We start from the raw sequence: 13,380 nt of genomic DNA, 5'->3' as shown, positions 1-13,380 counted from the left end.
ACCACCTCTTAATATAGGGGGTCTTTTTGTTTTAGTTCGCTTAGTTTCCATCCTCATTGGTTGTTATTAATTATATAACTGTGCGGTAATATATATGTGTTATACTGTTTTTATCTTGAATATCATTAATGTTATACTAATATCTGTTTAATATTAATATTGTTATACTATTTTAGGTCGAAAAATTTGCAAATGGGGATGATCATATGGAAAGAAGTGAAGTATGGAATAAGGTAGATGAATACTTTGGCAATAAATTACTGCCATTAGATTCAACTCTTGAACAAGTGTTATTAAAAAATAAAGAAGCAGATATTCCAGAAATTGATGTGTCACCTGCACAGGGGAAATTTCTATATTTATTAACTAAAATAAAAGCGGTTAAAAATGTATTAGAGATTGGTACTCTCGGTGGTTATAGCAGTATCTGTTTCGCACGCGCGCTTCCTGAGCACGGTAAAGTGTATACCCTTGAAATTAGTCCTGACTTTGCAAAAGTAGCAAAAGAAAATATTCGCAATGCACAATGTGAACAAAAAGTAGAAGTGATGGTAGGAGAAGCTCTCGATACATTACCAAAATTAAAAGCAGATGGCCTTTCGTTTGATTTATTTTTTATTGATGCCGATAAACAAAACAATCCACAATATTTGAAGTGGGCTTTGGAATTAGCAAATCCAGGGGCGCTTATTATTGCAGATAATGTCGTACGCGATGGCTTAGTTGTTGATGGAGAAAGCTGTGATGAACGGGTTCAAGGAGTACGAGAATTCGTTGATTTGTTGGAAAATAATCCTCGCTTAGAGTCTACTGCTATACAAACGGTTGGTAGTAAAGGTTATGACGGTTTTATTATGAGTGTTGTCAAATAAGTCACTTACAAAATATATACATAACCCCGTTCATTTAGAACGGGGTTTTAGTGTTAATTTTTGTTATAATTACATGATAACAGCAATACAGGAGTCTTCATAAAATGTCTAAAAAAACAAAAAAGGAAAATAAATTACTGACAGGGATAGTAGTCATTATTTGTATGATAATAATAATTGCATTTGCACTTACAATCCCACTTTTAATTCTAGTAAGCTTTTATTATATCTTGTTATATACTCCCGGTGTTACCATTCTGAAAGATAACATATATTCTAATATATTATTGGTAGTGAAATTCATTTTATTAGCCTTAATTGTACTTGGAATAGCTCAAATAATCTCTGAAAAATTTTTAATGAAAGCTAATATATATAACAAAACCACCAAAAATATCGTAGTTTTTGTATTGGATTTATTATACGTGGCAGTTTTCACAACTGTTTCGCATAATATCCAAGTTAACTTATTGGGGATAATATTAATAACAATATTTATAACCTTAAGTGATATTTTATTTACTTATGTACTTTATATTGTCAAAAAGTTAGAGGCTATTCAAAGGAAGAGGAGAAAAGAGAAGAGGAGGCGAGAAATTGACAACAAATAATATATTTAAAGGTGCAATGGAAGGTTTTAATATACGTGAAACCTCATGAAACTTTCGGCGAATAAAAGAAATTTTGAAAAAATTTGCGCTTGAAGGACATTTTAAATTCCTTTGTTTTGCCTTTGATATGATTTTCAATTCCATAGCGGCTATCTGTGTATCCATCGTCATGAATAAACCAATTTCTCACAAATTTCCTGTTACTCTTGCCTTTTTAATTGGTTGAGCCTAATTTAAAGCACCTTCTCAACAAACTAAAGAGGTGCTTTAATAGTTACTTCAATATCTTTCTAAAAACCCTTTTCGAGCCTGTGTGTTGATTTTACCTTCACATTCGTCGCACCAAAATTTTTTATCTCGATCTTTCTTACGTTCTTTATATTTCTTTGTGCCTTCGATTAACTCAAAATCCTGTTTGCAAATAATACATGTGGTTGTATATGAAATCATGATTTTTTGTCTCCTCCAAAGAAATTAGTTAGAATTATCATACATTATTTATTTCAAAAATAATATACAAATATATCCTATTTTGTTTCTGAAAGACCCATTAGTATGTTGAATAAAACAGAAACCATCCAGTACTCATCTTACTTATCCTTCTCTAACTCCCCTTTCATTGGTTACCTATACAATTTATGAACACTTTATGAATTTGCTCATTTTTTCGCAATTTTTCCTATTCTTTCGCCAAATCTCATTGACTTATATATATCTTACTGATAAGATATATATATAATAAAAAATGAGAAAGCGGGAAATGCTATGACTGTGACAATTTATACGCAAACTAGCTGTACATCATCGAAAAAGGCACTCAAATGGTTGAAGGAAAATGAAATTCCTTATACAGAAAAACGTATCACATCTGAGACACTAACACTTCCTGAGTTCAAACGGATTTTAAGCATGACTGAAGATGGAACTGATGAAATCATCTCAAAAAATTCAAAGGATTTTAAAAATCTGCGATGCGATGTAGAACAATTGTCGATTCAAGAGCTATATGATATTGTAAAAGACCATCCCAAAATGTTGCGCAGCCCTATACTGATAGATGAAAAAAGGCTTCAAGTCGGCTATAACGAAATGGACATCCGTCGCTTTATCCCACGTAAAGTGCGTGCATACGAGCTATATGAAATGCAACGCTTATCATATGAAATTTAATGCTATATGTCGGAGATGAAAATAATGAATGAAAAAAGAAGAGAGAGCATTACTTCCCTTTTTGAAATTGTATCTTCTTTAGAAAGAAAATGGGCGAATGAATGGAATAGCCAAAATTCAATAGGCTTGTCTAAGAGCCATATTTTTATATTAGACTTGCTGGACGCAGAGGGTCCTCTGCGTCCATCTACCCTTGCTGAAAAACTTCACGTTACTTCAGGCGGTGTGACTGTCCTCACTACAAAGCTGATCAAAGCAGGCTATATTATTAAAACGCAAAATACTACAGACCGCCGTGCGTCTCAGCTTGAGATTACTGAAACAGGACACCAGCTTTTAGAAACAGCCCATAATCATATTACTGCGATTGTTGATCGCATGTTTGGTATGCTCACAGAAGAAGAAATTCATTCTTTACGCAAAATCTTCGCCAAATGCTTATTAGGATAATAAAACACCCGATCAACTTTTGTTTGATCGGGTGTTTTTTAAGCTTTATGCTGGCAAGATGGCTTCAGCTGATGATTCATCTGACATTAAGATTTCTTTTAGACGTTGTTTAGCACGGAAAAGACGTGATTTCACTGTACCAATGGATACTTTCATTAATCCTGCGATTTCAACCAATGAGTACTGGTTAACATAAAAATATAAAAGTGTGTTGCGGTAAATCGTATCCAATTGATCAATCTTTTCTTGGACAATTTGAGAGATAACACCTTGCTCCACAACTTTTTCAGTAGAAGGCTCATTATTGGGAACCAAATCTAAAACAGGTACGTCTAATGTTTCAGGTTGACTCATCATATATTTGCTACGACGTACATTCTTGCGATAGCGGTCGCGGAATGTATTCATGGCGATGGTTGTAAGCCAAGCTTTTACATGTTCCACTTCAGCCATATATGATTCATAACGTACTACTTTCACCCAAACTTCTTGCATCAAGTCTTCTGCTTCTGCTTTATTGCGAGTTAGTTTTAAACATAAATGATATATATAACGATTATATTCTTCATAGACATTTTCTAAAGTGTTCATTTTTATTTCCTCCGTTGGTGTTGCTTTGTTATTTATATTTTCTCAAATACAAAGCTTTCACTCTATCGGATTAACTTTCACTTACATTACAAACGTGTAAGGTTTGGGCAAATTTTTTGTAATACAGGATCTAGTGTGCAATTGAGACCCGTTTTTACTATTCCTCCTGCTTTTTCGTAATCGTGAGTTTTGTAATCCGATTATCTTCCACTTCATTGACCACAATATGCAGGTCCTGATAGTTAAAGGCTTCGCCTGGTCCTGGAATATGCAAGCTTAATTCCAAAACAAACCCACCTACTGTCTCATGGTCTTGCGGGATATCCACATCAAAAAGTAGATTAGCTTCTTCAATTTCCAACCGGCCATTACATATGAGCACATCTTCGGTCATTTTATAAACGAGAGATTCTTCTTCCTGGTCAGATTCATCCTCTATTTCTAATCCAATCATTTCTTCTATTAAATCCTCATTCGTAATAATTCCTAATGTGCCTCCATATTCATCCAATACTATTGCCATATGTTTCTTTTTAGTAAGCATGAGCGTAAAAACCTTCTCAATACTTACAGTTGACACTACATATAATGGATCGGAGTCGATAAAATCCATGAGTTTTCGCTTAGGGTCTAAAGACCACTCCACAAATTTCTGAGCATAAAACAATCCGACAATCTGATCCATGCTATCTTCATACACGGGATAGCGCGTAAAGGAATACTCTAATAAGATGTCCCTTACTTCTTCAAACTTCGCTTCAACTGGCAAGCCGATAACATCAGTCCGGTGTGTACCTAATACATCTGATACCGCTTTATCTGGAAAATCCAGTACTTCTTTTAAACGCACTGATTCAATCTCGTCAAATGCGCCTTCAGTAGAGGCAAAATCGACCATTCCACGGAATTCTTCCTTCGTCAATGTAGCCTCTGTTACAGCACCATTAGAGAGAATACGTATGAACATATTGGTAAAGCCTTGCACAATCCAAGTGATCGGTCTAAGGATTTTCACACACAGCGCAATAAAAGGCGCTACCACATATGCTAGACGATCCGCAAAAGTGACTGCAATCGTTTTCGGCAAGACCTCGCCGAAAATGATAATGATGATAGTTAGGACAGTCGTCGCAACAGATATTTGCCATCCATGCCTTAGAGCAATGATTGTCAGCAATGTCGGCATTAAAATATTTACTGTATTATTAATAATTAAAATGGTCGTAATCATTCGATCAGGTTGTGAAATTAAAAGGTTTAATTTTTGTGACATGCGATCCCCTTGATTCGCACGCAACTGGACTTTTATTTTATTGATCGCTGTTAAAGCCGTTTCACTTCCTGAAAAGAAAAAGGAAATAAGCAAACAAATAATTAAGCCTAAAAAATCCAATACAATTCCTCCCATTATATATCCTCGTACATTTATATTACCCAATATACCATTATTTAGTTGCAATCATTTTCTGATTCATTAGATAAAAGCAGTTATATGCTATAATTGCCATGGTATTGAATATTCAGAAAAGGGTGATCCATGTGAAAAAAGAAAATGTGCTAGATAGTTATTTTGCAGAGCATCGTGAACAACACCTTGAGGAGTTAAAGCAATTTTTGTCAATCCCTAGCATTAGTTCTCTATCAGAACACAAAAAGGATATGAAAGATTGTGCTAGTTATCTAGGAAACTTAATGAAAGAAGCTGGGCTAGAGCATATTACTATTAATGAAACAGCCGGCCACCCTGCTGTAACTGGTGATTGGCTACATGCGGAAGGAAAACCAACGATTCTTGTTTATGGCCATTACGATGTACAGCCAGTTGATCCTTTAGAATTATGGGAAAGCGATCCATTCAAAGCTGAAGTCCGCGAGAATAAACTATATGCCCGCGGTTCAAGCGATGACAAAGGCCAAGTATTCATGCATGTAAAAGTGATCGAAGCCTTTATCAAGGAACAAGGCGAGCTTCCTGTAAATGTGAAATTCCTGATAGAAGGAGAAGAAGAAATCGGAAGCGTTCATCTCCCAGACTTTGTAGAATCGAATAAAGAGAAGCTGGCCGCTGATTTAGTCTTAATCTCAGATACTGCCCTTTATGCGCCTGGCCGTCCAGCGGTTTGTTATGCACTTCGTGGATTGACAGGTGTCCAAATTGATGTGCGCTCAGCAAGTGGTGACCTGCATTCCGGCATCTACGGTGGTGGCATACAAAATTCCATTCATGCATTGGTGGAACTTCTTGCATCATTCCATGACAAACATGGGACTATTCAAGTCGATGGATTTTATGATAAGGTGCGTCCGATTACAGATGATGAAAAAGCCGCTTACGCTGCGTTAGACTTTGATGCAGAAGGCGCGAAGAAGGAAGCTGGCGTGAAAGAATTGTTTGGTGAAACGGACTTCACTTACCTAGAACGGACATGGGCACGCCCAACATTAGAAATAAACGGTGTATATGGTGGATTCTCTGGCGAAGGTATTAAAACAGTCATCCCTGCAACAGCAGGTGCGAAGATTACATGCCGTTTAGTACCAGACCAAGATCCATATGAAATAGTTAAACAGCTACGTGCACATATTGAAAAACACAAGCCTGCTGGTGTTGACATTACTATTACAGAATTTGATAAAGGTAAACCATTTATTACACCGCTCGAACATCCATATATTCAAGCAGCTGGTCGTTCATATGAAACACAGTATGATGCCAAAACTGCGTATATACGTGCAGGTGGTTCGATTCCGATTGTTGCGGCATTCGACGAAATATTAAATACACCCGTCATTATGATGGGATTCGGCTTGTCTACGGAAAACTTCCATGCACCAAATGAACATTTCCATTTGGATAACTTTGATAAAGGTCTTCGTGTAGTAAGTGACTATTTTGAAGAGATAGCGAATATAGAAAAGTAATTCAAAATAAAAACCAACATCTCTGTAGGGAGACGTTGGTTTTTTCTATTTAAAAAATGTGACAATTTCTTCAGCCGATTTGCGCGGCTTTTCTTTTGGAATATCATCAAAATAACCAAATTGGAGCATGCTGATGATCCGTTCTTCCGGTTTAACACCTAATGCTTCTCGGAATTTTGGATTGTCTAACCAATTAGGCGTCTTCCAACAAGCGCCGATACCTAAATCCCAAGCAAGCAATTGCATATTTTGAATAAAGCCGCTTGCTGCTGCAAAATCTTCATAGCGTTCTTTTTGGCGTACATCTTGTGGAACAATCACAAAAGCATATGCGCCTGGAGTTGTAAACTTAAGCATCTTCTTATTGATTTCTTCTTCCGTCAGTTCCTTCCAATTCGGCACTGCAAAGTCACGAATCACACTCATCAATGAATCCATAGCTGTACCAATTGAAACTACCAAACGCCATGGTTGGCGATTGCCATGGTTAGGGGCCCAAACAGCTGTATCAATAATATTCATTAAATCTTCTTGATCTACCGGCTGGCCATTGAATAGTTTTATGGAACGACGATTGCGGATTGCTTCCTTAACCGATAAAGACTGTTCTGTCATCATAATCACTCCTCTATTGCAATTAAGTATATTGTTCTAATTTAATATACTTGTATGTATATTATTCCTTTTTAACTTACCACAAACTAGCATATATTGAAACGGCACAACTACTAGATTATTCGACTGAAATTTGATAAAAATAATATTTAATGTTTGGTGTGTATGCGCTGGAATCCTCATAAGTCCAGAGACGATGATAGCTGTCTGATGAATGAGCATTTACATAAGGGACGCCATTAACAATACTTGTTACAATCAATGAGTGGTTGATAACACCATCGCCTTCAAAATCGATGAAAATGAGATCCCCTAGCTTCAAATCACTGGCACTATCTACCCTTTTGCCTCGAAGTCCTTTTTTTGAGGAAGCCACATAAGAACGAAGCGCATTGGCTGTACTCCAGCTATAGCTCCAATTGCCTTTCTTTACCCACCAGCCCTTTGCTCGATTAGGAGCACCTGTCATAGGGGCACCTCCTGCAAACAAACATTGAGAAATAAAATTGGAACAATCATCATTAAATTGTGGGAATGCAGGATTCCGACGATTCCACCAAGTATTTGCATAATCAACAGCTGCTTGCCTGTTATACATATAATATACCTCCTATTTAACTTTATGAATCAAAACTCTCTATGATTTCTTGAGAGGCGACGATACTCACACTTTTTTGGTATACTGGAAACAACTTGTTTTTATTGTCCTTTACTACTTGAGAACTCTCGTAAGCTTTCTATTACTCTTGATTTTACGTTTGAAAGGATGTTTGAATTGACTCAGCATGCAGAAAAAGAAATTGTGGATGCAACACTCCTATGCGATCAAAAAGGCAACCTCAACCCTGCGGCGATTGGTTATGCCAAAAAACCTATTATTCTAGGCAATCTGAAGGGTCATTTTATGCGTAAGAAGAAGTGGAATAATTGGTACATATTTGGTGATGACATCTTATTCGCTACCTCCATTATTCACTTGGATTACGCTGTGATTTGTTCTGTTCGTTTTTTAGAATATGAAACACAGCGTTTTTGCGAAAAGATTGTGACCATTCCGCTTGGAAAAAAACTGAAAATGCCTGAGCGCGTGCTAGAAACAGTACATTTGAATAATGAAGAATTAAAACTTCAATTATTGTTTTCGAATGGCGAAACGCATATGACGGTAACGATTCCCAATTTTGAAGGTGACCTTTTGCATGCAGATTTAGTTATAAAACATCAGGTAGAGGATGAATCATTAAACGTCGTAGTGCCATGGAATCGCCAAACATTCCATCTAACAGCTAAACACCTCTCACTTCCTGTCAATGGCTATGTAAAGTTAGACAGCAAGAGTTATACGTTTAATGAAGAAGATTGTTTCGCTGTCTTAGATTTTGGGCGTGGGGTATGGCCTCGAAATACAGCATGGAACCGTGCAATGGCCTCCCAAAAATGCAGAGGACATCGTATCGGATTAAATCTCGGCGGCTTGTGGACAGATGGCACAGGTATGACGGAAAACGCATTTTTCCTTGATGGCAAATTGCATAAAATACATGAGGATGTCATCTTCCATTACAATAAATCGGATTACATGGAGCCATGGCAAATTCATACGCGTTTTACTGATGATGTACAGCTTTCATTTACACCTTTTTTTGAAAGAGAAGATAGCAAGGACTTGAAGTTAGTGACATCTTCACTCCACCACATGGTCGGTTATTATAACGGTCAAATTCGGCTTGAAAATGGTCGTTGCATGAAGATCCAGCAGATGCTTGGAACAGTAGAAGAACATATTGCCAAATGGTAATCGGAAAGAGTGGGCTCTTACTCGTAAGAACTCTCTTTTTTCGTTTGGTATTTTTTTTCGTAGGCATGGCGATACATTTTCTCAGGCTCATCAGTAAAAATAGCATCAACACCTAGATCCTCTAATAAATCATAATCAGCTGTTCGGTTGACTGTATAAACTCTAACGCGATTGCCTAGTTCAATCGCCTTTTTCACTGCATTGCGTTTGGCTGCTATCAAAGAAACATGTAGAGTACTACTCCCTGCCATCTGTCCATATTCACTTAAGTTGATTAAAACCTTTGAAAATAGAAGGCCTACCTCATTAGGTATTGCTTTTTCAAGCAATCTTTCAAGAATTTCATGATCAAATGATGAATAAATGATTCTCTCCGCCATGTCGTGTTCTAACACGGTTTGAAGGACATCTTCTTCTAAAACGGGGTAGCTATAAACATCTGTTTTCAACTCAATATTTATCATATGATGAGTTACACGAAAAATGTCTAATACTTCATGGAGAGTGGGTATTTGTTGGCCTGCGAACTGTTCCCCTTTCCATGAACCAAAGTCATAGCTACGAAGCTCTGCAAAATCCATTTCATGAATAAATCCCTTCCCATTGGAAGTTCGATTAATCTTTTCATCGTGATGTACGACTAGCACGCCATCTTTTGTCCGATGAACATCTAATTCAACACCATATATTGGGATCTTCGCTGCTTCTTTAAAAGCTAGAAGGGTATTTTCCGGGAAATAGCGCGAAGCGCCACGATGCGCAAAAATATCCAATTGTTTTACCTCCGTATATCATTATTTTTCTCGCAAAGTTATTTTCTTATATAATAATCAGTACCTATTTAAGCAAAAGGGGGTCCTTATTTTGGCAAAACATCCGGATTTCAACGAAGAAGAACAACATCTTTCTTATACGAAATATTATATGCAGAAGCTACTAAATGAATCAGAAAGTGAGCTTGAAGCTGCCCAAGCAAATCTTCGCTCTGCAATGTCCGATTTGGAATATCTCGATTCCAGTCTTAGCTACCAAAATATATTAACCAACACGAGGTTCTTTGATATGGCAAAGAACCAAAAAGAAGGACTCGAAGCGATAAAACAAAAACCCTATTTTGCGCGAATTCATTTTCAAAAGGAAAATGAGCCGGCAGAGAAGCTATATATAGGTAAGACCTCTCTCTTTGACCGAGATTCACAAGAACCGATTATTGTAGATTGGAGATCACCTGTTGCCAATGTTTATTATGATGGACGTTTAGGTGACCTTACCTATATGGTAAATGATGAAGAATTGAAGGGCCATCTCTTTTCAAAGCGCCAGTACAAAATTGAAAATGGCAAGCTGCTGGATGTCCGCGATATTGATCTGACAACAAACGATGAACTGTTACAGGATGCGCTTGCTGGAAAAGCAGATGTACGCTTAACAGAAATCGTGTCGACCATCCAAGCGGAGCAGAATGAAATCATTCGGGCACATTTAAAGCAGCCTATTCTTGTCCAAGGCGCAGCGGGTAGTGGAAAAACTACGATAGCCCTTCACCGTATTTCTTATTTCTTATATACAATGGGCGAACATTTTAAACCACAGAATTTAATGATTTTGGCGCCAAACCGTCTATTTATAGACTATATAGCGGATGTACTGCCAGAGCTTGGTGTAGGACAAATTTGTCAAACGACCTTTGCAGAGTATGTTCAAAAGGCCACAAACATCAAGGTTAAAATTCAAAACGCTAATGAACAGTTGGAGAATGCCATCCATAGTGTAGAGGAATACAGCTGGATTACAAGAATGAAAGGCACGATGCAATATCTTGAAATAATGGATCGTTATATTAAGAAACTTGAATGGCAAATAGCAGACCAATTTGAGGACATTTATATTGAAAAATTCCGCATGATGAAAGCATCACACCTACGCAGACTTTTTTTAGAAGACTATCAATATATGCCCATAGAAAAAAGACTCGCAAAAATTCGTTCTGTTTTACAAAACCATATTCGACAAAAGAAAAAACAGCTGATTTACACATTAAAAAAACGCTACGATGATATATTAGATCGCTCCATCTTTGGCATCCGGGATGATGCGAAACGAAAAGAAGTTGTCACCAAATGGATCGATGAGCGTGATGAGCGACTACCGCAAGTCGAGAAAGAAGCAAAGACTGTTGTTTCCCGTTATATGAAACGCTTTGATAAATACAAGATTAAAGTGCTTTACCGTACATTTTTAACAGACCCAGTACTTCTGCAGGAATTAGCTCCAAGCTTTACGAAGGAAATGCAGGAGCAGTTCTTAAAAGCGCATGAAAAGGAAACTTGGACATTGGAAGACCTTGCTGCGCTGTACTATTTACACGCCCGTATTAAAGGCGTTAAAGATGAATGGAAAATGAAAGTTGTCTTCATTGACGAAGTACAGGATTATAGCTTGTTCCAGCTAGCTGCTTTAAAAGAAGGCTTAGAGACTGACATGTTTACAATGGTCGGTGATCTTGCACAAGGAATTCACAGTTACCGATCTCTCACTGAATGGGACCCTGTACGTGAACTTTTTCCTCGCGCAAGCTATAAGACATTGCAAAAGAGTTATCGAACAACTATTGAAATTATGAATGTTGCCAACGAAGTGCTTCAGCAAATGGACGAGGACCTTCCCCTCGTTGAACCTGTTGTGCGGCATGGAGAAGAGCCCGCTTTCCATCCAATGGAGAAATGGGAGCCTAAACAACTAGCGGAATTGTATGAAGAAATCAGAGGTAATGGTCATCGCTCCATTGCATTGATTTGCAAAACGGCGGAGGATGCCAAGAAAGCAGCGAAGGTACTTTCAAAAGAAGGCCTACATATTCAGACACTAGAGGAGTCATCAGCCATCGACCCAGATGCGCTACTTATTGTCCCAAGTTATTTATCAAAGGGACTAGAGTTCGATGCCGTTATCATTGCTGCGATTGACGAAGCCTTTTATGATACAGCACTTGATCGTAAGCTTTTATATGTGGCACTTACACGCGCCATGCATGAGTTACATTTGGTTGCTCCTAAAAAGAAAGATCTACTATTAGAAGACTAATCTATAGATTACTTTTAATAAGTTGCCTAATTTAGTTAAATGAGCGTTCCTTAAGTTAAAAATAAGGCTACATCTGAGTATACAGATGTAGCCTTAATTCATTCACAAGCTTTCTTTTTGCAGGTTTACTTTCGATTAGGAATAGGATAATAGCTCTTTTTTAAGCGAGTTTTAACTGGTCTAAAATGCAATACTTTGCCAAGTACATGGCTTAATAAATTTTTGTGTCCGCCTTCCGCTTTACGCAATGCAGGTAGCCTCATACCAAAAACCCCCTAAAAGCATGTGATAGTCCATCTTATGAAGACTGTTACCCAAAGTATATCCCATTTAACCCTTTTTAGTGTTAATTTTAACCTAAAATTTACAGAACATTTATAATATATTTTATCTTACTTATTGTTTTTCACAAAATAATCAATCTGTTGGATGATAGTAAAATCATTGTTCTGATAAATGCGTAGTGCGTTTTGATTTTCTACTTCTACATCTAAAAGGACAGATTCCATCCCTTTTTCAGAAGCTTTATGTCTTACCCATTGCAAGACTTCAGAGCCTATCCCTCTTTTTTGATGTTCTTCTCCGACTACAAATGCAGTAATCCAAAGACTTTCTCTTTCTTCTGCCAGCGTCACAGTCGCAACGCTCTCATCCAACTCAACTACCATGTATAGCATTCGGCCTTCTGTATTTGTATTATAGTAGATCAGCTCTTCCGTCTCTTCAGGTAAATCTGAAAAGCCCTCTTGCATAAGTGCTATGACCTTATTCTTGTCATCTTCTTTATATGGTCGGATGGTTCTATTCCAATTTTCTGGATGATGTTGGGGCAATGCCTGTAGCGTTGCTTCTGCCGAACTAAAGTCATAACCCAGTTTTTCTAAAAATAAAGCACTCGCTTCTTCATGATAAGCAACTGCCATATCGCCCATCGCACCTCTTTCAAGAAGGGCATTAGCGAATGCTTGGAAAATGGCTGTTCCAATTCCGATTCGCCGGAATTGCGGATGAACTGCTATTGACCATTCATATGTGTTGAAGCCAAACATATCGCTTGCGCATAAGACGCCGAGCAATTGGTCCTGTTCATTATATGCCAGTATCATAAACCCTTTGCATTCAGCATTCTTCCAAAGATCCTCTTTCATTAATAATGATAGATCTTTATTTAATTCCTGAGATGCTTCTAGTAAATCTTTGACCTCTTGAATTGTCTCATCATCTACGGGATAAGTTGCCCTCATTACGTATATATCCATAAGTTTCC

15 protein-coding genes are annotated in these 13,380 nt (G+C 37.4%); 7 read left to right on the top strand and 8 right to left on the bottom strand.

Annotation, left to right across the window (positions count from 1 at the left end; all coding sequences use genetic code 11):
* The first annotated feature begins 206 nt into the window (after positions 1-206).
* Together M2M59_RS01150 and M2M59_RS01145 are read left to right on the top strand one after the other, a co-directional pair.
* Positions 207-872 (top strand): O-methyltransferase, encoded by a 666-nt coding sequence (locus M2M59_RS01150; RefSeq protein ID WP_249775210.1) that lies wholly within the window; start codon positions 207-209, stop codon positions 870-872.
* Between the two features lie 104 nt (positions 873-976).
* Positions 977-1,483, top strand: a complete 507-nt coding sequence (locus M2M59_RS01145; RefSeq protein ID WP_249775209.1) for a hypothetical protein — start codon at positions 977-979, stop codon at positions 1,481-1,483.
* A gap of 279 nt (positions 1,484-1,762) precedes the next feature.
* Here the strand turns inward: M2M59_RS01145 and M2M59_RS01140 are convergent, their stop codons facing one another.
* Complete coding sequence (locus M2M59_RS01140; RefSeq protein ID WP_184117534.1) at positions 1,763-1,933, bottom strand: hypothetical protein; 171 nt, start codon at positions 1,931-1,933, stop codon at positions 1,763-1,765.
* 315 nt (positions 1,934-2,248) lie between these two features.
* Between M2M59_RS01140 and spx the strand changes: the two genes are divergently transcribed.
* A complete protein-coding gene (gene spx, locus M2M59_RS01135; RefSeq protein ID WP_066791561.1) occupies positions 2,249-2,653 on the top strand; it encodes a transcriptional regulator Spx in 405 nt (134 codons plus the stop codon).
* Between the two features lie 24 nt (positions 2,654-2,677).
* Positions 2,678-3,103: a MarR family winged helix-turn-helix transcriptional regulator gene (locus tag M2M59_RS01130; protein WP_066791559.1), complete on the top strand. Its 426-nt coding sequence runs from the start codon at positions 2,678-2,680 to the stop codon at positions 3,101-3,103.
* A gap of 45 nt (positions 3,104-3,148) precedes the next feature.
* Here the strand turns inward: M2M59_RS01130 and M2M59_RS01125 are convergent, their stop codons facing one another.
* Positions 3,149-3,694, bottom strand: a complete 546-nt coding sequence (locus tag M2M59_RS01125) for an RNA polymerase sigma factor (protein ID WP_066791557.1) — start codon at positions 3,692-3,694, stop codon at positions 3,149-3,151.
* Between the two features lie 157 nt (positions 3,695-3,851).
* A complete protein-coding gene (locus M2M59_RS01120) occupies positions 3,852-5,087 on the bottom strand; it encodes a hemolysin family protein (RefSeq protein ID WP_147195589.1) in 1,236 nt (411 codons plus the stop codon).
* Between the two features lie 146 nt (positions 5,088-5,233).
* Between M2M59_RS01120 and M2M59_RS01115 the strand changes: the two genes are divergently transcribed.
* Positions 5,234-6,616 (top strand): dipeptidase, encoded by a 1,383-nt coding sequence (locus M2M59_RS01115; protein WP_371923797.1) that lies wholly within the window; start codon positions 5,234-5,236, stop codon positions 6,614-6,616.
* A 45-nt stretch (positions 6,617-6,661) separates the two neighbouring features.
* Here M2M59_RS01115 and M2M59_RS01110 read toward each other — a convergent pair whose 3' ends face one another.
* Both M2M59_RS01110 and M2M59_RS01105 read right to left on the bottom strand, forming a co-directional pair.
* Positions 6,662-7,231, bottom strand: a complete 570-nt coding sequence (locus M2M59_RS01110) for a nitroreductase family protein (RefSeq protein WP_066791550.1) — start codon at positions 7,229-7,231, stop codon at positions 6,662-6,664.
* Between the two features lie 118 nt (positions 7,232-7,349).
* Entirely contained in the window at positions 7,350-7,829 is a 480-nt protein-coding gene (locus M2M59_RS01105) for an amidase domain-containing protein (RefSeq protein ID WP_066791548.1), read from the bottom strand.
* A 177-nt stretch (positions 7,830-8,006) separates the two neighbouring features.
* Here M2M59_RS01105 and M2M59_RS01100 point away from each other — a divergent pair, with 177 nt between their 5' ends.
* Positions 8,007-9,029: a DUF2804 domain-containing protein gene (locus M2M59_RS01100; protein ID WP_066791546.1), complete on the top strand. Its 1,023-nt coding sequence runs from the start codon at positions 8,007-8,009 to the stop codon at positions 9,027-9,029.
* Positions 9,030-9,046: 17 nt separating this feature from the next.
* On the opposite strand, the gene M2M59_RS01095 is transcribed toward M2M59_RS01100, so the two are convergent.
* Positions 9,047-9,802 carry a glycerophosphodiester phosphodiesterase family protein gene (locus M2M59_RS01095; protein ID WP_249775207.1) on the bottom strand — a complete coding sequence of 252 codons (756 nt, stop codon included), beginning with the start codon at positions 9,800-9,802 and terminating at the stop codon, positions 9,047-9,049.
* A gap of 88 nt (positions 9,803-9,890) precedes the next feature.
* Here M2M59_RS01095 and helD point away from each other — a divergent pair, with 88 nt between their 5' ends.
* Positions 9,891-12,113: an RNA polymerase recycling motor HelD gene (gene helD / locus M2M59_RS01090; RefSeq protein WP_249775962.1), complete on the top strand. Its 2,223-nt coding sequence runs from the start codon at positions 9,891-9,893 to the stop codon at positions 12,111-12,113.
* 125 nt (positions 12,114-12,238) lie between these two features.
* On the opposite strand, the gene M2M59_RS01085 is transcribed toward helD, so the two are convergent.
* Positions 12,239-12,376: a hypothetical protein gene (locus tag M2M59_RS01085; protein WP_158512613.1), complete on the bottom strand. Its 138-nt coding sequence runs from the start codon at positions 12,374-12,376 to the stop codon at positions 12,239-12,241.
* A gap of 129 nt (positions 12,377-12,505) precedes the next feature.
* Positions 12,506-13,372 (bottom strand): GNAT family N-acetyltransferase, encoded by an 867-nt coding sequence (locus M2M59_RS01080; RefSeq protein WP_249775206.1) that lies wholly within the window; start codon positions 13,370-13,372, stop codon positions 12,506-12,508.
* Positions 13,373-13,380 lie beyond the last annotated feature (8 nt).

Origin of the sequence: Rummeliibacillus sp. G93, from assembly GCF_023515935.1 — a bacterium.
GTDB lineage: Bacteria > Bacillota > Bacilli > Bacillales_A > Planococcaceae > Rummeliibacillus > Rummeliibacillus stabekisii.
This window is presented reverse-complemented; position numbering and strand designations above follow the sequence as displayed.